Consider the following 24,622-nt stretch of genomic DNA (forward strand, 5'->3'; position numbering starts at 1 on the left):
CGGCCAGATCGAGCAAGCGACGCGACTGAGGAACGAAGTCGCGCGAGCGCGTCGAGATCCAGTGAGGTGCGTAGGGCATCGTGGGTCTCGATACGCCGTGGCTCGTCCCTCGCCACGGCTACTCGACCACCGAACCGCGGTTGGCCGGTGTCAGCCCAGGTCGTCGAGCGCGGCCCGCAGGTCGTCCCACAGGTCGTCGACGTCCTCGATGCCGACCGACAGCCGCACGAGCCCGTCGGGGATCGTGGCCGGCTCGGCCTTCCAGCGGCGGCGTCGCTCGAACGTCGACTCCACCCCGCCGAGCGAGGTGGCGTGCACCCACAGGCTGGTCGAGCGGGTGAGCAGGTCCGCGGTGTCGGCGCCGCCGGCGACCACGATCGCGACGATGCCGCCGAAGCCCGGGTAGCGCACCTCGGCGACCGCAGGGTGCCCCTCGAGGCGGCGGACGAGCTCGGCGGCGTTGGCCTGCGCGCGCTCGACGCGCAGGTGCAGGGTACGCAGGCCGCGCAGCGCGAGCCACGCCTCGAGCGTGCCGGGCGTCGAGCCCATCAGGTCGCGCCGGCCCTTGAGGACGGTGTAGAGCTCCTCGTCGCCGGCGACGATCGCGCCCATCAGGACGTCGCTGTGCCCGGCGAGGTACTTGGTGACGGAGTGGACGACGAGGTCGGCGCCCATCGTGAGCGGGCGCTGCAGGATCGGGGTCGCGAACGTGTTGTCGACCACGACGTACGCCCCCGCCTCGCGCGCGGCGGCGGCGATCGTCGCGATGTCGGCGAGCTCGAGCGCCGGGTTGGTGGGGGACTCCAGCCACACCAGCGCCGCGTCCGCCGCGGCGGCGACGACCGCGTCGGTGTCGGTGATGTCGACGAGCAAGGTGTGCACCCGGCCGCGGCTCTCGAGATCGGCGAGCTGGAGCAGCGTGCCGGTATAGGCGTGCACGGGTGCGACGACCAGCCCGTCGTGCCCGACCAGGTCGAGCACGGTGGTCACCGCGGCCATGCCCGACGAGAACGCCAGCGCGCGGCCGCCCTCCAGCGACCCGAGCACGTCCTCGAACGCCGACCAGGTCGGGTTGCCGTAGCGGCCGTACTCCACGCCGCCGGTGGCGACGTACGTCGAGGCCATCGTGATCGGCTCGTTCAGCGGCCGGTCCGGCTCGCGCGCGGGCCGTCCGGCGGTGACGGCGATCGTGGCCGGCTGGTGGTTCCGCGAGGCGCTGCTCATGCCACCACGCTAGACGGATAGGGTCGGGCGCGATGAACGAGTCTCGCCGCAGGCCCCGGGTCGCCGTCGTGTTCGGCGGCAAGTCCAGCGAACACGCGATCTCCTGCGTGACGGCCGGCAGCGTGCTGGCCGCGATCGACCGTGAGGCGTACGACGTCGTGCCGATCGGCATCGCGACCGACGGCCGCTGGGTGCTGGAGTCCGGCGACCCCGAGCGGCTGCGCATCGAGGGACCCGACAAGCTGCCCCAGGTCGACGGCGACCGCGCGGCCATCGCGCTCGCGCCCGAGAGTGCGTCGACCTCGCTGGTCGTCACCGAGCCGACGCAGCCGCCCCGCGCGCTCGGAGAGGTCGACGTGGTCTTCCCGTTGCTGCACGGGCCGTGGGGCGAGGACGGCACCATCCAGGGCCTGCTGGAGATGGCCGGGGTCCGCTACGTCGGCGCGGGCGTGCTCGCCTCCGCCGTGAGCATGGACAAGGCGTACATGAAGGTCGTGCTGGCCGCCGCCGGGCTTCCCGTGCTGCCGTCGACCACGGTGAACAGGCGCGAGTGGACGCGCGACCCGGAGCGTTGCCGCACCCGCGCCGACGTGCTCGGCTACCCGCTGTTCGTCAAGCCCGCCCGCGGCGGCTCGAGCATGGGCATCTCCAAGGTGCACGACCGCTCCGAGCTCGACGACGCGGTCGCGGAGGCGCTGCGCCACGACCCGAAGGTGCTGGTCGAGGCCGCCGCCGTCGACGCCCGCGAGATCGAGTGCGGTGTGCTCGAGTCGCTCGACGGCAGGCCGCAGACCAGCGTCCCCGCGGAGATCCGGTTCTCGGAGGAGCACGAGTTCTACGACTTCGCGGCCAAGTACCTTCCCGAGGAGCACACCGAGCTCGACGTGCCCGCCGACCTGCCCGACGCGCTGACCCGTCAGATCCAGGAGCTGTCCGTGCGCGCGTTCGAGGCGGTCGGCTGCGAGGGCCTCGCCCGGGTCGACTTCTTCGTGCTGCCGGGGGAGCGGGTGGTGGTCAACGAGATCAACACGATGCCCGGCTTCACCCCGACCTCGATGTTCCCGCGGATGTGGGCGGCCTCGGGCGTCGACTACCCGGCGCTCGTGGACCGGCTGATCCAGCTGGCCTTGCAGCGCGACACCGGCCTGCGCTGACGCGGTTCTAGACGCACTCGTCCTGGAGCGTGAGGTGCCGCTTCACCAGGGCGGCGAGCGTCGCGAGCGCGTCCGCCGACGGGGCGCCGCGCTGCTCGGCCGGCACCCGGAGCGAGACCCGGGGCGCGTAGCCGACCGCGGTCAGCACCGCGTCGGAGTCCTGGTCCTGCTCCTGCTCCGGTGGCACGAACCAGCCGACGCCGGAGACGTCGGTGCAGGCGGAGAACTGGTCGAACTCCTCCGGTACGCCGACCCCGCAGGTCAGCACGATCGCCGGGTCGCCCCAGGCGGCGCCGTACGCCGTGTCGCCGGTGATCTCGCGTGCGTCCAGGCCGGCGAGCGTGTCGGGCAGGTCGTCGACGAACCCCTCGCACGCCGTCCGGTCGGCGGCCGAGAGCGCGGGCGCGTCGATCTCGACCGGGCCCGCGGAGCAGCCGGTCGCGAGGAGCGCCAGAACCACCGCAGACACGACAGCGCCCCGGGTCCGCGGGGACCCGGGGCGCCGACGACGTGCGGCGGGGGTCACCCTCAGATGTGGACGACCGGGCAGGTCAGCGTGCGGGTGATGCCCTCGAGGTTCTGCACCTTGGAGACGACCAGCTTGCCGAGCTCGTCGACGTTGCGGGCCTCGGCGCGCACGATCACGTCGTAGGGGCCGGTGACGTCCTCGGCGAGGGTCACGCCCTTCACCTGGGCGATGGCGGAGGCGACCTCGGCGGCCTTGCCGACATCGGTCTGGATCAGGATGTACGCCTGGACGACCATCGAGCTCTCCCTGAGGTTTGGGGCGGTCTGGGGATCTTCGTGCTGCGGGGCTGTGCCACGCCAACCTACCGTGCGGTACCCGCCGCCGCATCTGGTGGGATGGGTGCATGCCGTTCCCCCCTGACGCGACGCTGTCCGACGCCGGCGAGTTCGGCCTGATCCGTGCGCTGGTCGACCTGTTCCCGCAGGGCGAGGAGGTGCTGGTCGGCCCCGGCGACGACGCCGCGGTGCTCCGGGTGCGCACGGGACACGTGGTGGTCTCCACAGACCTGATGGTCGAGGGGCGGCACTTCCGCCGCGAGTGGGCCGACGCCGCAGACGTCGGTCACCGGGCCGCCGCGCAGAACATCTCCGACGTCAACGCGATGGGTGGCCGGGCCACCTCGCTGACGATCGGGCTGGCCGCGCCGGCCGAGCTGCCCGTGCAATGGGCGCTGGACTTCGCGCGCGGCTTCGCCGAGGAGTGCTCGCTCGTCGGCGCCAGCGTCGTGGGCGGCGACCTGAGCCGCGCCGACGAGATCGTGATCGCCGTGACCGTGCTCGGCGCCTGCACCCAGGCGCCGGTGCTGCGCTCCGGGGCGCGGCCCGGTGACGTGCTGGCGCTGCGCGGGCGGCAGGGCTGGGCCGCCGGCGGGCTGACCGTGCTCGGCCGGGGCTTCCGCTCCCCGCGGGTGCTCGTGGAGGCCTACCGGCGCCCGGAGCCGCCGTACGACGCCGGCCGGGAGGCCGCCGAGGCGGGCGCCACCGCGATGATCGACGTCTCCGACGGCCTGCTCGCCGACGCCGGCCACGTCGCCGCCGACTCCGGGGTCGCCATCGACGTGCACACCGCGGCGTTCGAGATCCCCGAGCCGCTGCGGGCCGTCGGCGCGGCCCTGGGCGCGGACCCGATGCAGTTCATCCTCGGCGGAGGCGACGACCACGCGCTGCTCGCGACGTTCCCCGACGTCGCGTCGGTGCCGGCCGGCTGGTCGGTCGTCGGCGCGGTCACCGAGGGTGAGGGCGTCACCGTCGACGGGGCGGAGTACGTCGGCCCCACGGGCTGGACGCACTATTAGGTGCCTGCGTCGCCCAGAGCTTGCTCGGGGCGACGCAGACGCAGCACCAAGGTCGAGTAGCCGCGCGGCTGAGGGACGAAGCCGCGACCGGCGTATCGAGACCCTGTACCTCTGCGGTCTCGATACGCTCGCTGGCGCTCGCTACTCGACCAACGAAAGGAAGGCCCCGACCGTGACGGTCGGGGCCTTCTCGAGAAGAGCTGGGCTCAGCGGGTGACCTTCCCGGCCTTGAGGCAGCCGGTGCACACGTTGAGGCGCTTGGGGGTGCCGTTGACGGTGGCACGCACGCGCTGGATGTTGGGGTCGAAGCGGCGCTTGGTGATCTTGCGCGACCACGGACGGTTGTTGCCGAAGCCCGGCTTCTTGGCGCAGATGTCGCAGACGGCAGCCACCGTGTGCTCCTTAAACGATCGAGGGTGTGGAACTTGATTCGCATGTGGGGCCCGCTGAGCGGGCAACCGCACAAGAGTATCCGATGGGCCCGGGCACGCGGAAATCGAGCGGACGCACTAACCTGTGGCACTCATCTTCCCGAGCAACGACTTCAGCGAGCAGTCTCCACGATCGAGGACGGCGATGGAAACTCCCCGCAGCGGCGCCATCACGCTGGAGGTGGTGCTGCGGTTCGTCGACATCGCCACGGACGCGCTGGCCGACGCCCGCGAGGAGATCGACGCGCTCAACGTCTATCCCGTGCCCGACGGCGACACCGGCACCAACATGTACCTCACGGTCTCGGCCGCCCGTGACGCGGTGCGCGAGGCCACCGGCGGTGACGGCGCCGTCGGCCCGGCAGCCGACCTCGGTACGGCGCTCGCCGCGTTCAGCCGGGGCGCGCTGCTCGGCGCTCGCGGCAACTCCGGGGTGATCCTCAGCGAGATGCTCGGGGCGATCGTGCGCCGGATCGCGCACGCCGACCCGGGGGAGCGCAACGCCCAGGTGATGGCCGACGCGCTGCGCCGGGCCACCGACGCGAGCTACGCCGCGGTCGGCACGCCGGTCGAGGGCACCATGCTCACCGTGACCCGTGCCGCCAGCGAGGCGGCCGCCGAGGTCGCCAAGGACTCGACCGCCCGCGCCCGGGACGTGTTCACCGCGGCCGCGGCCGCCGCCCGGGAGGCGCTGGCGCACACCCCCGAGCAGCTCCCCGCACTGCGCGCCGCCGGTGTCGTGGACGCCGGTGGCCGAGGGGTCAGCGTGATCCTCGACGCGGCGGAGACCGTGCTGACGGGCCGCCGGCCCACGCCGGTGACCGCGCCGTTCGGCAGCCACCACATCCCGGTCCCGGTGACCGCGACCGAGGGCGACCTGACGCCGGGCGGTCCCTCCTACGAGGTGATGTACCTCCTGGACGCCGACGACGCCGCGATGCCCGCTCTGCGCACGACGCTCAGCGCCCTCGGCGACTCGCTCGTCGTCGTCGGCGGCGAGGGTCTGTGGAACGTCCACGTGCACGTCGACGACGTCGGTGCCGCGATCGAGGCCGGCATCGCGGCCGGCCGTCCCCACCGGGTGCGGGTCACCCACTTCGCCGAGCAGATCGCCGCGGCCCGCAGCCGCACCGCCGCCCGCGACGGCCGCGCGGTCGTCGCGGTCGCGGCCGGTCCCGGCCTCGCGTCCCTGTTCGAGGAGGCCGGCGCGGTCGTCGTCCACGGCGGGCCCGGCCGCCGGCCCTCCACCGGGCAGCTCCTCGAGGCGATCACGTCGTGCGGGGCGTCCGAGGTCATCGTGCTGCCCAACGACCACGACTCGGTGCGGGTGGCGCAGATCGCGGCGAGCACCGCCGAGGCCGACTCCGACGGCGCGGTCCGGGTCGCGGTGATCCCCACGCAGGCGCAGGTCACCGGCCTCGCCGCGGTCGCCGTCCACGAGCCCGGCCGCTCCTTCGACCAGGACGTGCTCGAGATGACCGCCACCGCACGCCACGCCCGCCAGGGCGCGGTCACGGTCGCGGCCAAGCAGGCGATGACGATGGCGGGACCCTGCGAGCCCGGCGACGCGCTCGGCGTGATCGCCGGCGACTTCGCCGTCGTCGGCGACGACCTGTACGCCGTCGCCGTCGAGGTGCTGGACCGCCTGCTGGGCGGCGGCGGCGAGCTCGTCACGATCGTGGCCGGGGCGGAGGACGCCGAGGGGTCGCTCGCGACCCGGTGCGCGGGGTACGTCGAGGAGCACCACCCCGCTGTCGACGTCGTGGTGTACGACGGTGGGCAGGAGCGCTACCCGCTCCTCATGGCCGTCGAGTAGGAGTGAGTGGGAGATCCGGTGATCAGCCTCGACTCGCCCGTCGTCGCCGTCCTCGGCGACCACAAGAAGAAGCGTGCGGCGATCGAGGAGCGGCTCGGGCTGCGCTCGGTCGACGACCTGCTGCGCCACTTCCCCCGCCGCTACGTGAAGACCGGCGAGCTGACCCAGGTCGACGAGCTCCACGACGGCGACATGCTCACCGTGGTCGGCCAGATCGCCCGCAGCGAGCTCGCGACCTACAAGGACAGGCGGACCGGGCGCCCGGCGTACCGAGTGGACGTGACCGTCCGCACCGACGGACCGTCGTTCCGCATCTCGATGTTCGCCAAGAACCAGCACATGGGGGAGTGGCAGCAGCAGAAGCGGCTGCCGGTGGGACGCCGCGGCATCTTCGTCGGCAAGGTCAGCAGCTTCCGCGGCCAGTGGCAGCTCACCCACCCGCAGGTGGTGCTCTTCGGCTCACCCGACGAGGACGCGGCGCAGCTCTCGCTGGACGCGATCGGCGAGCTCTACCCGATCTACCCGCTCACGAAGGGCGTCGACTCCTGGGACCTCCAGCGGGCGGTCGCGTTCGCGCTGACGGTGGTCGAGGACGTCCCCGACGTGGTGCCGCCCGAGGTGCGCGAGGAACACGGTCTCCTCGACGTGCGGACCGCGCTGCGGCGGATCCACAACCCCGACGACTGGGGCCAGGTCACCAGCGCCCAGCGCCGGTTCCGGTTCGAGGAGGCGCTGGTCACCCAGCTGGTGCTCGCGCGCCGCCGGCGGGCGCTGCGCGGGCTGGGGGCGCAGGCGAGGACCGGTGCCGAGGGCGGCCTGCTGGCGGTGTTCGACGACCGGCTGCCGTTCGAGCTGACCGCCGGGCAGCGCGAGGTCGGCGCCCAGATCGAGCACGACCTCGCCCAGCCGCACCCGATGAACCGTCTCCTGCAGGGCGAGGTCGGCGCGGGCAAGACGCTGGTGGCGCTCCGCGCGATGCTGCGCGTCGTGGACTCCGGGGGGCAGGCGGCACTGCTGGCGCCCACCGAGGTGCTCGCCCAGCAGCACCACCGCTCGATCACCGCGATGCTGGGCGACCTGGCCGCCGGCGGCATGCTGGGCGGCGCCGCCGAGGCCACCAACGTGGAGCTGCTCACCGGGTCGATGACCAAGGCGCAGCGCACCGCGCCGATGTCGCGGATCGCCACCGGCGAGGCGGGCATCGTGATCGGCACGCACGCGCTGCTGGAGGAGAAGGTCGTCTTCGCCGACCTCGGCCTGGTGGTCGTCGACGAGCAGCACCGCTTCGGCGTGGAGCAGCGCGCCGCGCTCACCGACAAGGCCGGCACCCCGCCGCACGTGCTGGTGATGACGGCGACGCCGATCCCACGCACCGTCGCGATGACGGTGTTCGGCGACCTCGAGGTCTCCACGCTCACCGAGCTGCCGGCCGGCCGTGCGCCGATCCAGACCAACGTCGTGCCCCTCGCCGAGCACCCCGGCTGGCTCGAGCGGGTGTGGGAGCGGGTGCGCGAGGAGGTCGCGAAGGGCCACCAGGCCTTCGTGGTGTGCCCGCGGATCACCGGCGACGAGCAGGAGCAGGGTGAGTCCGACCAGCTCGACCTGGACGAGGACGGCAACCCCGTCGACCGTGCGGCGCCCGGCGACGGGCTCGCCGCCGTCGAGGAGGTGGCGCCCCTGCTCGCCGACGGACCGCTCGCCGGGCTCCGCGTCGAGCCCCTGCACGGCAGGATGGCGCCCGACGACAAGGACCGCGTCATGCGTGCCTACGCCGCCGGCGACGTCGACGTCCTCGTCGCCACCACCGTCATCGAGGTCGGCGTCGACGTGGCCAACGCGACCGCGATGGTGCTGCTGGACGCCGACCGGTTCGGCGTCTCCCAGCTGCACCAGCTGCGCGGCCGGGTCGGCCGCGGCAGCCACCCCGCGATCTGCCTGCTGGTCTCGCGGGCCGAGCCGGATACGCCCGCGCGGGAGCGGCTCGACGCGGTGGCCCGCACCACCGACGGCTTCGAGCTCAGCCGCGTCGACCTGGAGCAGCGCCGCGAGGGCGACGTGCTCGGCAAGTCGCAGTCGGGGTTCAGCTCGGGCCTGCACAATCTCCGCGTGCTCCGTGACGAGAAGACGATCATCGAGGCCCGCGAGGCCGCCGTCCGGCTGCTCGACGCCGACGAGGACCTGCGCCACGCCCCCGACCTCGCCCAGGCCGTCCACCGGCTCGAGGCCTCCGTCCAGGCGGACTTCCTGGAGAAGGGATGAGGCCGCGCCCATGACCCGGATCATCGGGGGCGCGGCGGGCGGACGCCGCATCCACACCCCGCGCGGCGCCGCCACCCGGCCCACCAGCGACCGGGTGCGGGAGGCGCTGTTCTCGGCGGTCGAGTCCTGGTGCGGCTCCCTGCACGGGCTCCGCTTCCTGGACCTCTACGCCGGCTCGGGCGCCGTCGGGCTCGAGGCGTGGTCGCGCGGCGCGGGCGTGGTCACGCTCGTCGAGCACGAGCGCCGGACCGCGGCCCTGATCGGCGACAACGCCCACGCGATCGGCTTCGCCAAGCCCCACGTGCTCGCCGGGTCGGTCGCCGCCGTGCTGCGACGGCCGCCCACCGCGCCGTACGACGTCGCGTTCCTCGACCCGCCCTACCCCCTCACCGAGGAGGCGCTCGCCGACGACCTCGCGGCGCTCGCGACCGAGGGCTGGCTGGTCCCCGGCGCGCTGGTGGTCGTCGAGCGCTCGTCCCGCAGCCCCGAGCCCACCTGGCCCGCCGGGTTCACCGAGACCCGCAGCAAGCGCTACGGCGAGACCACGCTCTGGTACGCCGAGTCCGCGGACCACGGTCGCTAGCACGTCGCTGGCGCCGCACGGGCGAGGCGATAGCCTCCCGGCATGACCCGCGCGGTGTGCCCCGGCTCGTTCGACCCGGTGACCAACGGCCATCTCGACATCGTGCGGAGGGCCGCCGCGATCTTCGACGAGCTCGTCGTCGCGACCGGGACCAACCCGTCGAAGTCCCGGCTGTTCGAGCCCGAGGAGCGCCTGGAGATGCTGCGCGAGGTGTGCGCGGACCTGCCGAACGTGACGGTGATGGGCTTCAGCGGGCTGATCGTGGACTTCTGCCGCGACCTCGGTGCGCCGGCGATCGTGAAGGGCCTGCGCGGCGGGAACGACTACGAGTACGAGCTGCCGATGGCCCAGATGAACGTCCACCTCACCGGTGTCGAGACGGTGTTCCTGCCGACCAACGCGTCCTGGGGCTACGTCTCCTCGAGCCTGGTCAAGGAGGTCGCCACGCTCGGCGGGGACGTCTCGTCGCTGGTGCCGCCCGTGGTGCACGCGCGGCTGGTCGCCCGGCTCGCCGAGCGGGCGGCGCAGGACGGTGCCTGACCAGCCGTTTTGTCCCTACCCCGGGGCGCCGGTACGCTTGCCGACGATCTGTTTGTGCCCGGACCCGGAAGTAGACCCCTGAGCAGCCTGGACCCGAGAGCGCCGCTCGTGCTCGATACCCGCGAGCTCGGCCGCCGCCCGGGGTCCCAGCGCGAGGAGAAGCGGACGGTTCCGGCACCCGCAGATCTGGGCATCGAAGTCCTCCGTGTCCCGGAAGGCTCGCCGGTCGACCTCGACCTGCGGCTGGAAGCGGTCATGGAGGGTGTGCTGGTCACCGGTTCGGCCTCGGCCGAGCTCGCCGGTGAGTGCGCGCGGTGCCTGGAACCGATCGCCGACGAGATCGACGTCCGGTTCCAGGAGCTGTTCGTGTACGACGACCAGGACTACTCCTCCGAGGAGGACGACGGTGTCAGCATGCTCGAGGGCGACCTGCTCGACCTCGAGCCCCTGCTGCGGGATGCGGTGGTGCTCGCACTGCCGTTCCAGCCGTTGTGTGAGGACGACTGTCCTGGCCTGTGCCCCGAGTGTGGGGCACGCCTGGCCGAGGACCCCGGCCACACGCACGACGCGGCGATCGACCCGCGGTGGGGAAAGCTGCAGCAGCTCCAGCAGGACACCGACCCTCAGCAGTAGACCGAGCACGAGACCCGAGCACGTAGAACCGAGCAGTAGGAGAGAACAGTGGCTGTCCCGAAGCGGAAGATGTCGCGCAGCAACACGCGTCACCGTCGTTCGGCCTGGAAGGCCGTCGCCCCGACGCTGGTGACCTGCGCGAACCCCGCCTGCGCCGCCAAGCACCTGCCGCACCGTGCGTGCGGCGAGTGCGGCCAGTACGGCGCCCGCGCCGACCGTCGTCAGGTCCTCTGACCACGCCCGGTCCACTGACCAACTACGCAGAGCTGCGAGCAGCGCTCGGGGATCCCACGCTGGACCCCGAGCTGCTCGAGCGCGCCCTCACCCACCGCTCGTTCGCGTACGAGAACGGCGGCCTGCCCACCAACGAGCGGCTGGAGTTCCTCGGGGACTCCGTGCTGGGCGTGGTGGTCACCGAGACGCTCTACCGCACCCACCCGGACCTCTCCGAGGGCCGGCTGGCCAAGTTGCGGGCCGCGGTGGTCAACGCCCGCGCGCTCGCCGAGGTCGGCCGCCGGATCGGCGTCGGTGAGCACGTCAAGCTCGGTCGCGGCGAGGAGTCGACCGGGGGCCGCCACAAGGCCTCGATCCTCTCCGACACCGTCGAGGCGGTGATCGGCGCGGTGCACCTCAGCGGCGGCTTCGCCACCTCCGCGGTCGTCGTGCACCGCCTGTTCGACCCACTGATCGAGGCCGCCTCCGCGCTGGGCGCCGGCCTCGACTGGAAGACCTCGCTCCAGGAGCTGTCCGCCGAGCACGGTCTCGGTGTCCCCGAGTACGTCATCGAGGACGACGGCCCCGACCACATGAAGACGTTCACCGCCCAGGTCCGCGTGGGCGACGGCCTCTACGGCAACGGCGTGGGCCGCTCCAAGAAGGAGGCCGAGCAGGCCGCCGCGGAGACGGCGTACGGCGAGATCGCCACCGACCTCGGCATCGAGGACCCGGCGATCGGCACCGCGATCGAGGCCGCCGCGCACACCTCGCTGCGCTCCGCCGAGAACTAGCCGAAGACACGCCTTGCCCGAGCTGCCCGAGGTCGAGGTGGTCCGGGCCGGCCTGGAGCGGCACGTGCTCGGCGCCACGATCACCCGCGTCGAGGTCCTGCACCCGCGGCCGGTCCGCCGCGACCTGCGCGGCCAGGCCGGCTTCGCCGCAGCACTGACCGGCCGCCGGATCGAGGCCGCCCGCCGGCGCGGCAAGTACCTCTGGCTGCCGCTCGACAACGGCGACGCGCTGCTCGGCCACCTCGGCATGAGCGGCCAGCTGCTGGTGCAGCCGCCCGATGCCCCGCCCGAGCGGCACCTGCGGGTGCGGATCGCGCTCGCGGGTGCCGCCGAGGGCCGCGAGCTCCGCTTCGTCGACCAGCGCATGTTCGGCGGCCTGTCGGTCTCGGCCGGCGGTGCCGAGCTGCCGCCCGAGATCGCGCACATCGCCCGTGACCCGCTCGACCCCGAGTTCGACGACGACGCGTTCGTGCGCAAGGTGCGCCGCCGTACGTCGGGGATCAAGCGGCAGCTGCTCGACCAGAACCTGGTCTCCGGGGTCGGCAACATCTACGCCGACGAGGCGCTCTGGCGGGCCCGGATCCACGGCGACCGCCCGGGTGACCGGCTGACCGCGACCCAGGCCCGCGAGCTGCTGCGGCACGCCCGCGAGGTGATGGTGGCGGCGCTGGGGGAGGGCGGTACGTCGTTCGACGCGCTCTACGTCAACGTCAACGGCGAGTCCGGCTACTTCGACCGCTCCCTGCACGCCTACGGCCGCGAGGGCGAGGCGTGCGAGCGGTGCGGCACGCCGATCCGGCGGATCGCGTTCATGAACCGGTCGAGCTACTTCTGCCCGGTCTGCCAGCCGGCCCCGCGCAAGCGTCGTGCCGTGGTGCCGCGGGTCGCCGCAGATTGACCTGACGCCTCGCTGGTGGGACTCTTGAAGACGGCCCGCTGCCGCGGGTTTCCCACCCACCCGGAAGGCTTTGTCCATGGCCAAGGCGCTGATCGGATACATGAACAGCGACCTGCGGACGCCCGCCGCCCTCGTAGCCGAGAACCACCGGCTTCGCGCGCGCGTGCGTGAGCTGGAGGCACTCGCTCTCCGGCTCAGCGAGCAGAACGACAAGCTGGCCGCCGCGCAGGCGGTCGCGATGCTCGATCTCGAGCACGAGTCCCTGCAGGAGATGCAGCCCGCCTGACCGCGGGCTCGAAAACCGGGTGTCCGTGAGGACGTCCGGGACTAGTCTCACCCCCTTGTGAGCACCCTGGTCGAGATCGTCGCACCCCGTCGGCTCGGCACCGGGTTCCGATGGCTGCTGGCCTCCTCGTGGATCAGCAACCTCGGCGACGGCATCGCGATCGCGGCGGGTCCGCTGCTGGTCGCGTCGCTGACCCATGACCCGTTCCTCGTCGCACTCGCCGCGCTGCTGCAGTGGCTGCCGCCGCTGGTCTTCGGGCTGTACGCCGGCGCGCTCGCCGACCGGCTCGACCGCCGCCTGATCGTGGTGACCGTCGACCTGCTGCGGGCCGCCGTGCTGGCGCTGTTGACGTTCGCGATCGCCACCGACGTGGTGTCGATCGCACTGGTGCTGGTCGCGATGTTCCTGCTCGGCACTGCCGAGGTGTTCGCGGACAACACCTCCTCGACCCTGCTGCCGATGCTCGTGCACCGCGACGATCTCGGCATCGCGAACGCCCGGCTCACCTCGGGCTTCATCACCGTCAACCAGCTGGCCGGGCCGCCGATCGGCGCGGCGCTTTTCGCGGCCGGGCACGCGGTGCCGTTCGTCGCGCAGGCGGTGATGGTCGCGCTGGGGGCGATGCTGGCGGCCCGGATCGTGCTGCCGCCGCACGGCCAGGCCCACGAGGAGCGCACTCGCCTGCGCCAGGACGTGGCCGAGGCGTTCCGCTGGGTGCTGCGCCACCCCGCCGTACGCACGCTGGTGCTGACGATCTTCGTCTTCAACATCACCTTCGGCGCGGCTTGGTCGATCCTCGTCCTCTACGCCACCCAGCGGCTCGGGATGGGGGAGGTCGGCTTCGGGCTGCTGACCACGGTCTCGGCCGTCGGCGGGCTGATCGCGACCCTCTGCTACGGCTGGATCACCCGTCGGGTGAGCCTCGCGAACCTGATGCGCGTCGGGCTGGTCTTCGAGACGTTCACCCACCTCGCGCTGGCGCTGACGACCCGGCCCGTGGTCGCGATGGTGATCTTCTTCTTCTTCGGCGCCCACGCGTTCATCTGGGGCACCACCTCGACCACCGTCCGGCAGCGGGCCGTGCCCTCCGAGCTGCAGGGCCGGGTCGGCAGCGTCAACCTCGTCGGCGTGTTCGGCGGGCTGGTGATCGGCTCCGGCATCGGCGGCGGGCTCGCCCAGCACTGGGGGGTCACCGCGCCGTTCTGGTTCGCGTTCGCCGGGTCGGCGGTGTTCGTGGTGCTGATCTGGGGGCAGCTCTCGCACATCGCCCACGCCGACGGGCGGGAGCAGCCAGCGGCCGCCTGAGGGTGGTTGCATGGCCCCATGCACCCGCTGACCGACCTGTCCGACCTGGCCGAGCTGGTCGACGCCCTGCCCAGCGGCGCGGTCGTCACCGAGCCGGACGCGATGGAGAAGTACCGCTTCGACTGGTCCCGCGACCAGACCGCGGGACACCCGCTCGCGGTCGTCCGCGTCGAGGACGCCGCACAGGTGCAGACCGCGGTGCGGTGGGCTGCGGAGCACCGGGTGCCGGTGGTCCCGCGGGGCGCCGGCAGCGGCCTGTCGGGCGGCTCGACCGCGGTCGAGGGCGGCCTGGTGCTCAGCCTCGAGCGGATGCGCGCGATCGAGATCGACGTCGACTGCCGGGTCGCGGTCGTCGAGCCCGGCGCGCTCAACGCCGAGGTCAAGGCCGCCGCCGCGGAGCACGGGCTCTGGTACCCGCCCGACCCGTCGTCGTACGAGATCTGCTCGGTCGGCGGCAACGTCGCGACCAACGCCGGCGGCCTGTGCTGCGTGAAGTACGGCGTCACCACCGACTACGTGCTCGGCCTCGACGTCGTCCTCGCCGACGGCACGCTGGTCACGCTCGGCGGCAAGCGGATCAAGGACGTGGCCGGGCTGAGCCTGCTCAAGCTCTTCGTCGGCAGCGAGGGCACGCTCGGCATCGTCACCCGCGCGCTGCTGCGGCTGGTGCCGGCCCAGGAGGCACGCTCGACGCTGGTGGCGGCCTTCGGGGACGTCGGCGCCGCGGCGCGGGCCGTCGTCGCGACCGGGCGGCGGATCCGGCCCTCGATGATGGAGCTGATGGACCAGGCGGCGGTGAACGCCGTCGAGGACCACCGGCCGATGGGGCTGGACCGCACCGCCGGCGCACTGCTGGTCGCGCAGTCGGATGCCCCTGCGGCCGCGCGCGCCGTGGAGGTCGAGACGATGCGGGCGGCGTGCGAGGCGGCCGGTGCCACGGAGGTCTTCGTCACCGACGACCCGGACGAGGGCGAGCTGTTCGTCGCCGCCCGTCGCGCGGCCTTCCCCGCGATCGAGGCCCGCGGTGCGCTGCTGCTCGAGGACGTCGGCGTACCGGTGCCGCAGCTGCCCGCGCTGCTGGCGGCGATCGAGACGATCGCGGCCGAGCACGGGGTCGAGATCCCGGTCGTCGCCCACGCGGGCGACGGCAACACCCACCCGATCATCGTCTACGACGCAGGAGACGCCGACTCCGAGCGCCGCGCCCGCGCGGCCTTCGACGACGTCATGCGGGCCGCGATCGCCCTGGGTGGGACGATCACCGGCGAGCACGGCGTGGGCCGGGCCAAGAAGGCGGCGCTGCCCGACCAGCTCGGCCCCGAGGTGATGGCGCTGACCCGCCGGGTCAAGGACGCCCTCGACCCGCTGGGGATCCTCAACCCGGGCGCGATCCTCTAGCGTCGGGGCCATGATCCACGACCGCCACCTGTTCGGCCCCGGACCCACGAACCCCTACCCGGAGGCGACGCTCGCCCTCGGCGCCCCGATCCTCGGCCACCTGGACCCGGCGTTCCTCGAGCTCATGGACGACACCTGCGCGATGCTCCGCCAGGTGTGGGGCACCAGCAACGCCCGCACCCTGCCGATCTCGGCGACCGGCTCGGCCGGCATGGAAGCGGCGTTCGTCAACACCGTCCACCCCGGCGACGTCGTGGTCGTGGCCGTCAACGGCCTGTTCGGCCAGCGGATGTGCGACGTCGCGGCCCGCTGCGGCGCCGAGGTCGTGCCGGTCGAGCACGACTGGGGCCAGCCGGTCGACGTCGAGCGGGTGCTCGCCGCGCACCCGGCCCCGGCGATCATCGCCGCCGTGCACGCCGAGACCTCGACCGGTGTGCGCTCCGACATCGCCGCGCTCGGCGCCGGGAAGGGCGACGCGCTGCTGCTGGTCGACGCCGTCACCAGCATCGGCGGCATCGAGCTGCGCGCCGACGACTGGGGCGTCGACGTCGGCTACGCCGGCACCCAGAAGTGCCTCGGCGTCGCACCCGGCCTCGCGCCGTTCACGATCAACGACCGCGCCTTCGCCCGCCGGGTGGAGAGGCCGCAGTCGTGGTACCTCGACCTCGGCCTGCTCGGCGGGTACGTCGGCGAGGCCAGTGGGTCCGGCGGCCGGACCTACCACCACACCGCGCCGGTGGCGATGGTCGCGAGCCTCCATGCCGGGCTGACCCGGATCCTCGACGAGGGCCTCGAGGCCGTGTGGGCACGGCACGAGGCCGCCGGGCGACAGCTCCAGGACGGCCTGGAGGAGATGGGGCTGGAGCTGTTCGCGGCCGAGGGGCACCGGCTGCCCGAGCTCACCACCGTCAAGGTGCCCGAGGGCGTCGACTCCGCCGCGGTGCGCCGCTACCTGCTCACGAACCACGACCTCGAGATCGGCGCCGGGGCCGGGTCGTTCGCCGCGAGCGTCTGGCGGATCGGCCTGATGGGTCCCAACGCGCGCCCCGACCGGGTGCTGCTCGTGCTCGCGGCCCTCCGGGACGCGCTCGGCCGCGTCTGAGGCCCCCTGGGACCGACCCCGGAGCCGTCCGGCGGCGTACTCCCTGACGATCGGGCCCCCTGGGAACGCTCCCAAAGGGCCCGATCGTCAGGGACTACCGCGCCGAGACGCGCTCAGCCACGCGTGACGGTGATGCCACGGATCGGCGGGTGGGCCCGGTATCGTGAGCCGCGCTGAGCTTCCCCCAAGCCGCGGCTGCCATGATGGGCGGCCTTCGTCCTCAGTCGCACCGACGAGTCGCCGTGCCCGAACGAGCTGGGAGCCCGCGTTGTACCTGAAGAGCCTGACCCTCAAGGGGTTCAAGTCCTTCGCCTCCTCGACGACGCTGCAGCTCGAGCCCGGCATCACCTGCATCGTGGGCCCCAACGGCTCCGGCAAGTCCAACGTCGTCGACGCGCTGGCCTGGGTGATGGGCGAGCAGGGCGCCAAGTCGCTGCGCGGCGGCAAGATGGAGGACGTCATCTTCGCCGGCACCTCCGGCCGCCCTCCGCTGGGCCGGGCCGAGGTGCTGCTCACCATCGACAACTCCGACGGCGCGCTGCCGATCGAGTACGCCGAGGTGACGATCAGCCGCACGATGTTCCGCAGCGGCGGGTCGGAGTACGCCATCAACGGCAGCTCCTGCCGGCTGCTCGACGTGCAGGAGCTGCTCTCCGACAGCGGCATCGGCCGCGAGATGCACGTGATCGTCGGGCAGGGCCAGCTCGACACGATCCTGCACGCGACTCCGGAGGACCGCCGCGGCTTCATCGAGGAGGCCGCCGGCGTCCTCAAGCACCGCAAGCGCAAGGAGAAGGCGCTCCGCAAGCTCGACTCCACCGAGGGCAACCTCACCCGTCTCAGCGACCTGCTCACCGAGATCCGCCGCCAGCTCAAGCCGCTCGGCCGGCAGGCCGAGGTGGCCCGCAAGGCCGCCGGCGTGCAGGCCGACGTCCGCGACGCCCGGGCCCGCCTGATCGCCGACGACCTCGTCACCGCCCGCACCGCGCTCCAGCAGGAGCTCGCCGACGAGTCGATCCTCGTCGAGCGCCGCGAGCAGGTGGAGGCCGAGATCGCCAAGGCCCGCGAGGTCGAGGCGGGACTCGAGGAGGCGCTGCGCGAGGACCTGCCGGCGCTGTCGCGGGCGCAGGAGACCTGGTTCGCGCTCTCCGGGCTGCGCGAGCGGCTCCGCGGCACCCAGTCGCTCGCCGCCGAGCGGGTCCGCAACGCCGCCGGCACCGCCGACGTCGAGGAGGCCCGCTCGGGACGCGACCCCGACCAGCTCGAGGCCGAGGCCGAGCAGGTGCGCGAGCAGGAGCGGCGGATCGCCGCGGAGGTCGACGAGCACCGGGTCGCGCTCGAGCAGGCGGTCACCGCCCGCCGGGCCGCCGAGGACGCCGCGGCCGAGGAGGAGCGCCGCATCGCCGGACTCCAGCGCGCCGCCGCCGACCGCCGTGAGGGCCTCGCCCGCCTGCACGGCCAGGTCAACGCGCTCAAGTCCCGCGCCGCCGCCGCCGACGAGGAGGTCGGCCGGCTCCGGCTGGCCCGCGAGGAGGCCGTCGCCCGCGCGGACCGTGCCCAGCGCGACTTCACCTCCCTGGAGACCAAGGTCGCCGGCCTCGACGCCGGCGAGGAGGGCCTCGACGCCGAGCACGAGGCCGCCGTCGCCGAGCTCGACGACATCGAGGAGCGGCTCGCCAAGGCCCGCGACGAGGCGCTGCAGGCCGATCGCGACCGTACGGCGCTCGCCGCCCGCAAGGACGCCCTCGAGATGGGCCTCAACCGCAAGGACGGCGCCGGCGCGCTGCTGGCCGCCACCGAGTCGGTCTCGGGCCTCCTCGGCTCGGTCGCCGCACTGCTCTCGGTGCGCAGCGGCTTCGAGACCGCGGTCGCCCAGGCGCTCGGGTCGGCCGCGGACGCGGTCGCCGTCACCGATGCGGACGCCGCGGTCCGCGCGATCGCCCACCTCAAGGGCGACGACCTCGGCCGCGCCGGCATGCTGCTCGGCGGGGGACCGGTCGCCGACCGCGACTGGCCGGGACTGCCCGCGAGCGCGACGTACGCCATCGACGTCGTCGAATGCCCCGACACGCTGCGCTCGGCACTGGACCGCCTGCTGTTCAAGGTCGCGGTCGTCGACGACCTCGACGCCGCTCGCGCACTGGTCGCCGACGCACCCGACATCACCGCGGTCACCCGCGAGGGCGACGTGCTCGGCGCCCACTTCGCCTCCGGCGGCTCCTCGAGCCAGCCGACGCTGATCGAGGTCCAGGCCGCGGTCGACGAGGCGACCGAGCAGCTCGCCGAGGCGGTCGCGTCCTCGGAGCGGCTCGGCTTCGACATGTCCCGCCTGGAGAGTGAGCGGCTGGAGGCCCGGAAGCGCGTCGACGTCGCGCTCGCCAAGCTGCACGAGTCGGACGCGACGCTGGCCGCGGTCGCCGAGGAGCTCGGCCAGTACGGCTCACAGGCGCGCGCCGCCCGCGGCGAGGCCGACCGGCTCGCCCAGGCCATCGAGAAGGCCGAGGAGGCGCGCGCCCAGGCGATGACCGGGCTGGCCGACCTCGAGTCGCGGCTCGCCTCCGCCGAGGACGCCCCCGACGAGGAGCCCGACACTTCTGTCCGGGAGCGGCTGGTCGAGGAGGCCCGCACCGCCCGGCAGGCCGAGATGGACAGCCGGCTGGCGCTGCGCACCTCCGAGGAGCGCTCCCGCGCCCTGCATGGCCGCGCCGACGCGATGGTCCGTGCGGCCACGGCCGAGCGCGAGGCCCGCGCCCGGGCCGCCGAGCGGCGCGAGCGCCTGATCCGCGAGGGCCGGGCCGCCGAGGCCGTCGGCGTCGCGGTCGGCTATGTCCTCACTCGCCTCGAGGTCTCCATCCACCGCGCGACCGAGGCCCGTACCGCGGTCGAGCAGGCCCGCAGCGGGCGTGAGCAGCAGCTGCTCACCGTCCGTTCCGAGCTGCGCCGCCTCGACAAGGAGCACGACGACCTCGTCAACTCCGTGCACCGCGACGAGATGGCCCGCACCCAGCAGCGGATGCGCATCGAGCAGCTCGAGGAGCGTGCGCTCGAGGAGCTCGGCCTCGACGCCGACGCCCTGGTCGCCGACTACGGCCCCGACCAGCTGGTCCCCTTCGTCGGCGAGGTCGAGGAGGGCCAAGAGCCCCCGGAGCCGGTGCCGTTCGTGCGCGAGGAGCAGCAGAAGCGGCTGCGCGCCGCCGAGCGCTCGCTGTCGATGCTGGGCAAGGTCAACCCGCTGGCGCTCGAGGAGTACTCCGCGATGGAGGAGCGTCACAAGTTCCTCACCGAGCAGCTCGAGGACCTCAAGAAGACCCGCAAGGACCTCCTCGACATCGTCCACGAGGTCGACCAGCGCGTCGAGCAGGTCTTCACCGAGGCGTACGCCGACGTGAGCACGGCCTTCGACTCGACGTTCACCCGGCTGTTCCCCGGCGGCGAGGGCCGGCTGGTGCTGACCCAGCCCGACGACATGCTCAACACCGGCATCGAGGTCGAGGCCCGCCCCGCCGGCAAGAAGGTCAAGCGGCTCTCGCTGCTGTCCGGTGGTGAGCGCTCGCTGGTGGCGGTCGCGTTCCTGGTCGCGCTGTTCAAGGCCCGCCCGTCGCCGTTCTACATCCTCGACGAGGTCGAGGCCGCGCTCGACGACACCAACCTGGGCCGGCTGCTGGAGATCTACGAGGAGCTGCGCGAGAACTCCCAGCTGCTCGTGATCACCCACCAGAAGCGCACGATGGAGGTCGGTGACGCGCTGTACGGCGTCACCATGCGCGGCGACGGCGTGTCGGCGGTGATCAGCCAGCGGCTGCGCGACGCCGAGTCGGCCTGATGGCCGACGGGGCGCGGCCGGCCCGGCCGACGCGGTCGGCGTACGTCCACTGGGAGCGGGCGACCACCCGCTGGGCCGACATCGACGTCTACGGGCACATGAACAACGCCCGCTACTTCGAGCTGATCGACACCGTCGTCAACAACCACCTGGCCGCCGCGACCGGCACCGACATCCGCCGGCTGCCGGCGATCGGCGTGGTCGCCGAGGTGTCGTGCCGCTACTTCGCCGAGGTCGGCTACCCCGCGCCGGTCGACCTCGGGCTGGTCGTCGAGCGGGTCGGCACCTCCTCGATCGTCTACCGCGTCGGCCTGTTCCAGGGCGACGGGGACCTGGCGGCGGCCGAGGGCCGGTTCGTGCACGTGTACGTCGACGACACCGACCCGGCGCGGCCGGTGACGCCGATCCCCGGTGTGATCCGGGCCGCGGTCGAGCCGCTCCTGCGCGCCTGACCGTCGCCCTACCAGGCGTGTGGCACGGTGATGGGAGGGGTACGGCGGTCGTGTCCCCAGTCTCGGAGGTGTGCCCCGTTGTTGCCGATCGTCGTCGTGATGATGCTGATCCTCGTGCTCGCCGGCCTGGTGGTGCTCTACGTCGCCTACCCGCATCGTGGCGAGCAGATCCCCGCCGCGCCGTGGCTGGGTGAGGCGATGACGAAGGCGGTCGAGGCCGCGCCCACGATCGCGCCGGAGGAGCACGACCCCGATGAGCGCCCCGACCTCCACAGCGCGCTGCGGGGGCGCCCGCAGGCCCAGCAGGCCCCGGACGACCGGACGCATCGCGCCTAGCCTCGATCGAGGCATCGTCGACGCGCTCTGGTTGGATTGACCGCATGGACGCCGTGCTGCTGCTGATCATCGCCATCGCCGTCGTGGCGCTGGGCCTCATCGCGACGGTGGTCGGCCTGGTCGTCACCCGGCGGCGGACGCCGGCGCCGCTGCCGAACACCCACACCGGGGTGATCGTCCAGACGCCCGAGGAGGCCGAGGCCGGCGCGCCGCCGGTCGAGGTGAGCGCACCGCCGGCGACGCTCGAGCCCGAGGCACCCGCCCCGGCCGCCCCGGGCCTCGAGAGGCCCGAAGGCACCGCCTCCCGCCTGGTGCGGCTGCGCCAGCGCCTGGCCGGGTCGCAGGGCGGCCTGGGCCGCGGCCTGCTCGCGCTGCTCTCGCGCGACCGCCTCGACGAGGACACCTGGGAGTCCATCGAGGACACCCTGCTCACCGCGGACGTCGGCGTGGCGCCGACCCAGGAGCTCGTCGAGCGGCTGCGCACCCGGCTCCGGGTCGAGGGCGCCCACGACGACCTCCGCGCGGTGCTGCGCGAGGAGCTGCTGACCCTGGTCGACCCGACGATGGACCGCCGGCTGCACGTGAGCGGTCTCGACGGCATGCCCGGCGTGGTGCTGGTGGTCGGCGTCAACGGCTCGGGCAAGACCACGACCGTCGGCAAGATCTCGCGGATCCTGGTCGCCGAGTACCGCAAGGTCGTGCTCGGCGCCGCCGACACGTTCCGCGCCGCCGCCGTGGAGCAGCTGGCCACCTGGGGGGAGCGGGTCGGCGTCGACGTCGTGCGCGGCCCCGAGGGCACCGACCCCGCCAGCGTCGCGTTCGAGGCGGTCAAGGAGGGCGTGGACACCCAGGCCGACACGGTGATCGTCGACACCGCGGGCCGGCTGCAGAACAAGGCCGGGCTGATGGACGAGCTCGGCAAGGTCAAGCGGGTGATCGAGAAGCAGGCGCCGGTCACCGAGGTGCTGCTGGTGCTCGACGCCACCACCGGGCAGAACGGGCTGATCCAGGCCCGGGTGTTCAGCGAGGTCGTCAACGTCACCGGCATCGTGCTCACCAAGCTCGACGGCTCCGCCAAGGGCGGCATCGTCGTCCAGGTCCAGCGCGAGCTCGGCGTCCCGGTCAAGCTCGTGGGCCTGGGGGAGGGCGCCGACGACCTGGCGCCGTTCGACGCCGGCGCGTTCGTCGACGCGCTGCTCGGCTGAGCCGGCCGCCGCCCGGCCGTAACACGGAAGTAACACCGACCAGGGACTCGTTGCATCGCTGCAACATGCGGTGGCGGACGTCGAAACCTCCGGCCAACAAGGTGTCTGCCAATGGGGCGGACCCCGGAGCGACAGTGCGGTCGTGGCCGTGACCGCCCTCCCGAGATGTGATCCCTGGAGGTTCCGTGGACGGCTATTACGCCTTCATGCTGGTGGCGACAGCCCTCGTCCTGATGATGACCGTTCCGGCCCTGGCGCTGTTCTACGGCGGCATGAGCCGGTCGAAGTCCGTGCTGAACATGATGATGATGTCCTACGTCTCCATGGGCGTCGTGGCCATCGTCTACGTGCTCTGGGGCTGGTCGATGACGTTCGGCCCGAACGACGTCGGGAGCCTGTTCGCCAACCCGTTCGACCTGTTCGGCCTCAAGGACGTCACCTCGGACGGCTACATCGCGGTCATGTTCCAGATGACGTTCGCCGCCATCACCGCTGCGCTCATCTCGGGAGCGATCGCGGACCGGGTGAAGCTGTCGTCCTGGATCGTGTTCCTGCCGTTCTGGGTGACGCTGAGCTACTTCCCGATCGGCCACATGGTCTGGGGCGGCGGGTTCATCTCCGACCACTTCGGCGCCCAGGACTACGCCGGGGGGACCGTCGTGCACATCAATGCCGGTGTCGCCGGTCTGGTGCTGGCGCTGGTGATCGGCAAGCGGGTCGGCTTCGGCAAGGAGCCGATGCGGCCGCACAACCTGACCCTGACGATGCTCGGTGCCGGCCTGCTGTGGTTCGGCTGGTACGGCTTCAACGTCGGCTCGATCGTCCTCAGCGAGGAGTCCCTGGCGGACCCGTCGGCCCTCTCGGCGCAGTTCCAGAGTGAGACCGGCGTGACGTTCCTGAACACGACGATCGCGACCTGCGCGGCCATGCTCGCCTGGCTGCTCGTCGAGCGGATCCTGCACGGCAAGGCGACCTCGCTGGGCGCCGCCTCGGGCATCGTGGCCGGCCTGGTGGCGATCACGCCGTCGTGCGGTGCGGTCGAGCTGCCGGGTGCGATCCTCATCGGCGCTGTGGCCGGCGGCGCGTGCGCCTGGGCGGTTGGTCTGAAGTTCAAGGTCGGCCTGGACGACTCGCTCGACGTCGTCGGCGTCCACCTGGTCGGCGGCGTGATCGGCACGGTGCTGATCGGCCTGGTGTCCTCCGCGGACGCCCCGGGCGGCATCGACGGCCTGTTCTACGGCGGGGGCCTGGGCTCCCTCGGCGACCAGGTCATGGCCGCGCTGATCGCGATCGTCTGGTCGGCCGTCTTCACGGGGCTCATCGCCTTCGCGATCAAGTTCACGATCGGCTGGCGGGTGCCGGAGGAGGGTGAGGTCGACGGCATCGACTTCGCCCAGCACGGTGAGACGGCGTACGACCTGCACAGCGGGCTCGGTAGTACGGGCACCTCCACCTCCGTGCTCGCCAAGAACACGGTCTCCGAAGGAGTCAACGCATGAAGCTCGTGACCGCGGTGATCAAGCCGCACAAGTGGGAGGACGTCCGCGAGGCGCTCGAGACCTTCGGCGTGACGGGCATGACCGTCAGCGAGGTCAGCGGCTACGGGCGCCAGAAGGGGCACACCGAGGTCTACCGGGGCGCGGAGTACGACATCGCGCTCGTGCCCAAGATCCGCATCGAGATCGTGGTCGGCGACGACGATGCCGACGACGTCGTCGGCATCGTGGTCAAGACCGCGCAGACCGGGCGGATCGGCGACGGCAAGGTCTGGGTCAGCCCGGTCGAGACCGTCGTCCGGGTCCGCACCGGCGACCGGGACGCCGCCGCACTCTGAGGCGGCCCTGGGATCGCTACCGGGACACCGTGCGGCCCGGCTCCCCGCTGGGGGGCCGGGCCGCGCTGCGCGATCCGGCATGATCGGCCCCACCTGCGTCCGGCCCCGTCCTCCGCCCCTGTCCTCCGCCCCGGTCCTCCAGCGGCCGGCCCCTCGAGGGAGTAGCCATGAAGCTCGTCACCGCCGTGATCAAGCCGCACAAGTGGGAGGCCGTCCGGGTCGCCCTCGAGACCGCCGGCGTCAGCGGCATGACCGTGAGCGAGGTCAGCGGCTACGGCCGGCAGAAGGGACACAAGGAGGTCTACCGGGGGGCCGAGTACGACGTGACGCTGGTGCCCAAGCTGCGCGTCGAGATCGTGGTGGCCGACGACGACGCGGCGCCGATCGTCGACGCGATCGTCGCCTCGGGGGCGACCGGCCAGATCGGCGACGGCAAGGTGTGGGTCTCGCCGGTCGAGTCCGTGGTGCGGGTGCGCACCGGCGAGCGGGACGAGGGCGCGCTCTGAGCGCCCG

Annotated in this window: 25 protein-coding genes; 21 read left to right on the plus strand and 4 right to left on the minus strand. The window is 72.9% G+C overall.

Annotated elements, in window-relative coordinates:
* Nucleotides 1-150: 150 nt before the first annotated feature.
* Nucleotides 151-1,224 (minus strand): trans-sulfuration enzyme family protein, encoded by a 1,074-nt coding sequence (locus QQZ14_RS22950; RefSeq protein ID WP_284536748.1) that lies wholly within the window; start codon nt 1,222-1,224, stop codon nt 151-153.
* Nucleotides 1,225-1,256: 32 nt separating this feature from the next.
* On the opposite strand from QQZ14_RS22950, the gene QQZ14_RS22955 reads away from it, so the two are divergent.
* Nucleotides 1,257-2,378, plus strand: a complete 1,122-nt coding sequence (locus QQZ14_RS22955; protein ID WP_284536749.1) for a D-alanine--D-alanine ligase family protein — start codon at nt 1,257-1,259, stop codon at nt 2,376-2,378.
* A 7-nt stretch (nt 2,379-2,385) separates the two neighbouring features.
* Here the strand turns inward: QQZ14_RS22955 and QQZ14_RS22960 are convergent, their stop codons facing one another.
* Nucleotides 2,386-2,838 carry a DUF3515 domain-containing protein gene (locus tag QQZ14_RS22960; RefSeq protein ID WP_284536750.1) on the minus strand — a complete coding sequence of 151 codons (453 nt, stop codon included), beginning with the start codon at nt 2,836-2,838 and terminating at the stop codon, nt 2,386-2,388.
* A 68-nt stretch (nt 2,839-2,906) separates the two neighbouring features.
* Nucleotides 2,907-3,143: an Lrp/AsnC family transcriptional regulator gene (locus QQZ14_RS22965; protein WP_284536751.1), complete on the minus strand. Its 237-nt coding sequence runs from the start codon at nt 3,141-3,143 to the stop codon at nt 2,907-2,909.
* Between the two features lie 107 nt (nt 3,144-3,250).
* Here QQZ14_RS22965 and QQZ14_RS22970 point away from each other — a divergent pair, with 107 nt between their 5' ends.
* Nucleotides 3,251-4,201, plus strand: a complete 951-nt coding sequence (locus tag QQZ14_RS22970) for a thiamine-phosphate kinase (RefSeq protein ID WP_284536752.1) — start codon at nt 3,251-3,253, stop codon at nt 4,199-4,201.
* 206 nt (nt 4,202-4,407) lie between these two features.
* On the opposite strand, the gene rpmB is transcribed toward QQZ14_RS22970, so the two are convergent.
* Nucleotides 4,408-4,593 carry a 50S ribosomal protein L28 gene (rpmB, locus tag QQZ14_RS22975; RefSeq protein ID WP_011756723.1) on the minus strand — a complete coding sequence of 62 codons (186 nt, stop codon included), beginning with the start codon at nt 4,591-4,593 and terminating at the stop codon, nt 4,408-4,410.
* 184 nt (nt 4,594-4,777) lie between these two features.
* Between rpmB and QQZ14_RS22980 the strand changes: the two genes are divergently transcribed.
* The 19 genes from QQZ14_RS22980 (at nt 4,778) to QQZ14_RS23070 (ending at nt 24,615) form a co-directional block, all read left to right on the plus strand.
* A complete protein-coding gene (locus tag QQZ14_RS22980) occupies nt 4,778-6,448 on the plus strand; it encodes a DAK2 domain-containing protein (protein ID WP_284536753.1) in 1,671 nt (556 codons plus the stop codon).
* 18 nt (nt 6,449-6,466) lie between these two features.
* Entirely contained in the window at nt 6,467-8,707 is a 2,241-nt protein-coding gene (locus QQZ14_RS22985) for an ATP-dependent DNA helicase RecG (RefSeq protein WP_284536754.1), read from the plus strand.
* A 10-nt stretch (nt 8,708-8,717) separates the two neighbouring features.
* Nucleotides 8,718-9,290, plus strand: a complete 573-nt coding sequence (gene rsmD / locus QQZ14_RS22990) for a 16S rRNA (guanine(966)-N(2))-methyltransferase RsmD (RefSeq protein WP_284536755.1) — start codon at nt 8,718-8,720, stop codon at nt 9,288-9,290.
* Between the two features lie 42 nt (nt 9,291-9,332).
* Complete coding sequence (gene coaD, locus QQZ14_RS22995) at nt 9,333-9,830, plus strand: pantetheine-phosphate adenylyltransferase (protein WP_284536756.1); 498 nt, start codon at nt 9,333-9,335, stop codon at nt 9,828-9,830.
* A 108-nt stretch (nt 9,831-9,938) separates the two neighbouring features.
* Nucleotides 9,939-10,463: a YceD family protein gene (locus QQZ14_RS23000; protein ID WP_284536757.1), complete on the plus strand. Its 525-nt coding sequence runs from the start codon at nt 9,939-9,941 to the stop codon at nt 10,461-10,463.
* A 48-nt stretch (nt 10,464-10,511) separates the two neighbouring features.
* Nucleotides 10,512-10,697, plus strand: coding sequence for a 50S ribosomal protein L32 (rpmF, locus tag QQZ14_RS23005; protein ID WP_284536758.1), 186 nt, complete (start codon nt 10,512-10,514; stop codon nt 10,695-10,697).
* Nucleotides 10,652-11,470 (plus strand): ribonuclease III, encoded by an 819-nt coding sequence (rnc, locus tag QQZ14_RS23010; protein ID WP_284536759.1) that lies wholly within the window; start codon nt 10,652-10,654, stop codon nt 11,468-11,470. The genes rpmF and rnc overlap by 46 nt, the downstream gene beginning before the upstream one ends.
* Nucleotides 11,471-11,483: 13 nt before the next feature.
* Nucleotides 11,484-12,368, plus strand: a complete 885-nt coding sequence (gene mutM, locus QQZ14_RS23015) for a bifunctional DNA-formamidopyrimidine glycosylase/DNA-(apurinic or apyrimidinic site) lyase (protein WP_284536760.1) — start codon at nt 11,484-11,486, stop codon at nt 12,366-12,368.
* Nucleotides 12,369-12,444: 76 nt separating this feature from the next.
* The gene (locus QQZ14_RS23020; protein WP_284536761.1) at nt 12,445-12,654 is read left to right on the plus strand and encodes a hypothetical protein; all 210 of its coding nucleotides are present in this window, start codon (nt 12,445-12,447) and stop codon (nt 12,652-12,654) included.
* 57 nt (nt 12,655-12,711) lie between these two features.
* Nucleotides 12,712-13,959: an MFS transporter gene (locus QQZ14_RS23025; RefSeq protein ID WP_284536762.1), complete on the plus strand. Its 1,248-nt coding sequence runs from the start codon at nt 12,712-12,714 to the stop codon at nt 13,957-13,959.
* Nucleotides 13,960-13,977: 18 nt separating this feature from the next.
* On the plus strand, nt 13,978-15,357 hold the full coding sequence (locus QQZ14_RS23030) for an FAD-binding oxidoreductase (protein WP_284536763.1): 1,380 nt from the start codon (nt 13,978-13,980) through the stop codon (nt 15,355-15,357).
* 10 nt (nt 15,358-15,367) lie between these two features.
* Nucleotides 15,368-16,459: a pyridoxal-phosphate-dependent aminotransferase family protein gene (locus QQZ14_RS23035; RefSeq protein ID WP_284536764.1), complete on the plus strand. Its 1,092-nt coding sequence runs from the start codon at nt 15,368-15,370 to the stop codon at nt 16,457-16,459.
* A 268-nt stretch (nt 16,460-16,727) separates the two neighbouring features.
* The gene (gene smc / locus QQZ14_RS23040) at nt 16,728-20,282 is read left to right on the plus strand and encodes a chromosome segregation protein SMC (RefSeq protein ID WP_284536765.1); all 3,555 of its coding nucleotides are present in this window, start codon (nt 16,728-16,730) and stop codon (nt 20,280-20,282) included.
* The gene (locus QQZ14_RS23045) at nt 20,282-20,734 is read left to right on the plus strand and encodes an acyl-CoA thioesterase (RefSeq protein WP_284536766.1); all 453 of its coding nucleotides are present in this window, start codon (nt 20,282-20,284) and stop codon (nt 20,732-20,734) included. The genes smc and QQZ14_RS23045 overlap by 1 nt, the downstream gene beginning before the upstream one ends.
* A 78-nt stretch (nt 20,735-20,812) precedes the next feature.
* On the plus strand, nt 20,813-21,070 hold the full coding sequence (locus QQZ14_RS23050) for a hypothetical protein (RefSeq protein WP_284536767.1): 258 nt from the start codon (nt 20,813-20,815) through the stop codon (nt 21,068-21,070).
* Nucleotides 21,071-21,114: 44 nt separating this feature from the next.
* Nucleotides 21,115-22,275, plus strand: coding sequence for a signal recognition particle-docking protein FtsY (gene ftsY, locus QQZ14_RS23055; RefSeq protein ID WP_284536768.1), 1,161 nt, complete (start codon nt 21,115-21,117; stop codon nt 22,273-22,275).
* Nucleotides 22,276-22,460: 185 nt separating this feature from the next.
* Nucleotides 22,461-23,774, plus strand: coding sequence for an ammonium transporter (locus QQZ14_RS23060; protein WP_284536769.1), 1,314 nt, complete (start codon nt 22,461-22,463; stop codon nt 23,772-23,774).
* Nucleotides 23,771-24,109 carry a P-II family nitrogen regulator gene (locus QQZ14_RS23065; protein ID WP_284536770.1) on the plus strand — a complete coding sequence of 113 codons (339 nt, stop codon included), beginning with the start codon at nt 23,771-23,773 and terminating at the stop codon, nt 24,107-24,109. The genes QQZ14_RS23060 and QQZ14_RS23065 overlap by 4 nt, the downstream gene beginning before the upstream one ends.
* A gap of 167 nt (nt 24,110-24,276) precedes the next feature.
* Entirely contained in the window at nt 24,277-24,615 is a 339-nt protein-coding gene (locus tag QQZ14_RS23070; protein ID WP_284536771.1) for a P-II family nitrogen regulator, read from the plus strand.
* Nucleotides 24,616-24,622 lie beyond the last annotated feature (7 nt).

It is taken from the genome of Nocardioides sp. T2.26MG-1 (genome assembly GCF_950101795.1).
Lineage (GTDB): Bacteria > Actinomycetota > Actinomycetes > Propionibacteriales > Nocardioidaceae > Nocardioides.

Excerpts from the sequence above, each read along its gene's own strand:
- QQZ14_RS22950 (WP_284536748.1), bottom strand. The coding sequence starts at position 1,224 with ATGAGCAGCGCCTCGCGGAACCACCAGCCGGCCACGATCGCCGTCACC.
- QQZ14_RS22955 (WP_284536749.1), top strand. The coding sequence starts at position 1,257 with ATGAACGAGTCTCGCCGCAGGCCCCGGGTCGCCGTCGTGTTCGGCGGC.
- QQZ14_RS22965 (WP_284536751.1), bottom strand. The coding sequence starts at position 3,143 with ATGGTCGTCCAGGCGTACATCCTGATCCAGACCGATGTCGGCAAGGCC.
- QQZ14_RS22970 (WP_284536752.1), top strand. The coding sequence starts at position 3,251 with ATGCCGTTCCCCCCTGACGCGACGCTGTCCGACGCCGGCGAGTTCGGC.
- QQZ14_RS22980 (WP_284536753.1), top strand. The coding sequence starts at position 4,778 with ATGGAAACTCCCCGCAGCGGCGCCATCACGCTGGAGGTGGTGCTGCGG.
- rsmD (WP_284536755.1), top strand. The coding sequence starts at position 8,718 with ATGACCCGGATCATCGGGGGCGCGGCGGGCGGACGCCGCATCCACACC.
- coaD (WP_284536756.1), top strand. The coding sequence starts at position 9,333 with ATGACCCGCGCGGTGTGCCCCGGCTCGTTCGACCCGGTGACCAACGGC.
- QQZ14_RS23020 (WP_284536761.1), top strand. The coding sequence starts at position 12,445 with ATGGCCAAGGCGCTGATCGGATACATGAACAGCGACCTGCGGACGCCC.
- QQZ14_RS23030 (WP_284536763.1), top strand. The coding sequence starts at position 13,978 with ATGCACCCGCTGACCGACCTGTCCGACCTGGCCGAGCTGGTCGACGCC.
- QQZ14_RS23035 (WP_284536764.1), top strand. The coding sequence starts at position 15,368 with ATGATCCACGACCGCCACCTGTTCGGCCCCGGACCCACGAACCCCTAC.
- QQZ14_RS23045 (WP_284536766.1), top strand. The coding sequence starts at position 20,282 with ATGGCCGACGGGGCGCGGCCGGCCCGGCCGACGCGGTCGGCGTACGTC.
- ftsY (WP_284536768.1), top strand. The coding sequence starts at position 21,115 with ATGGACGCCGTGCTGCTGCTGATCATCGCCATCGCCGTCGTGGCGCTG.
- QQZ14_RS23065 (WP_284536770.1), top strand. The coding sequence starts at position 23,771 with ATGAAGCTCGTGACCGCGGTGATCAAGCCGCACAAGTGGGAGGACGTC.
- QQZ14_RS23070 (WP_284536771.1), top strand. The coding sequence starts at position 24,277 with ATGAAGCTCGTCACCGCCGTGATCAAGCCGCACAAGTGGGAGGCCGTC.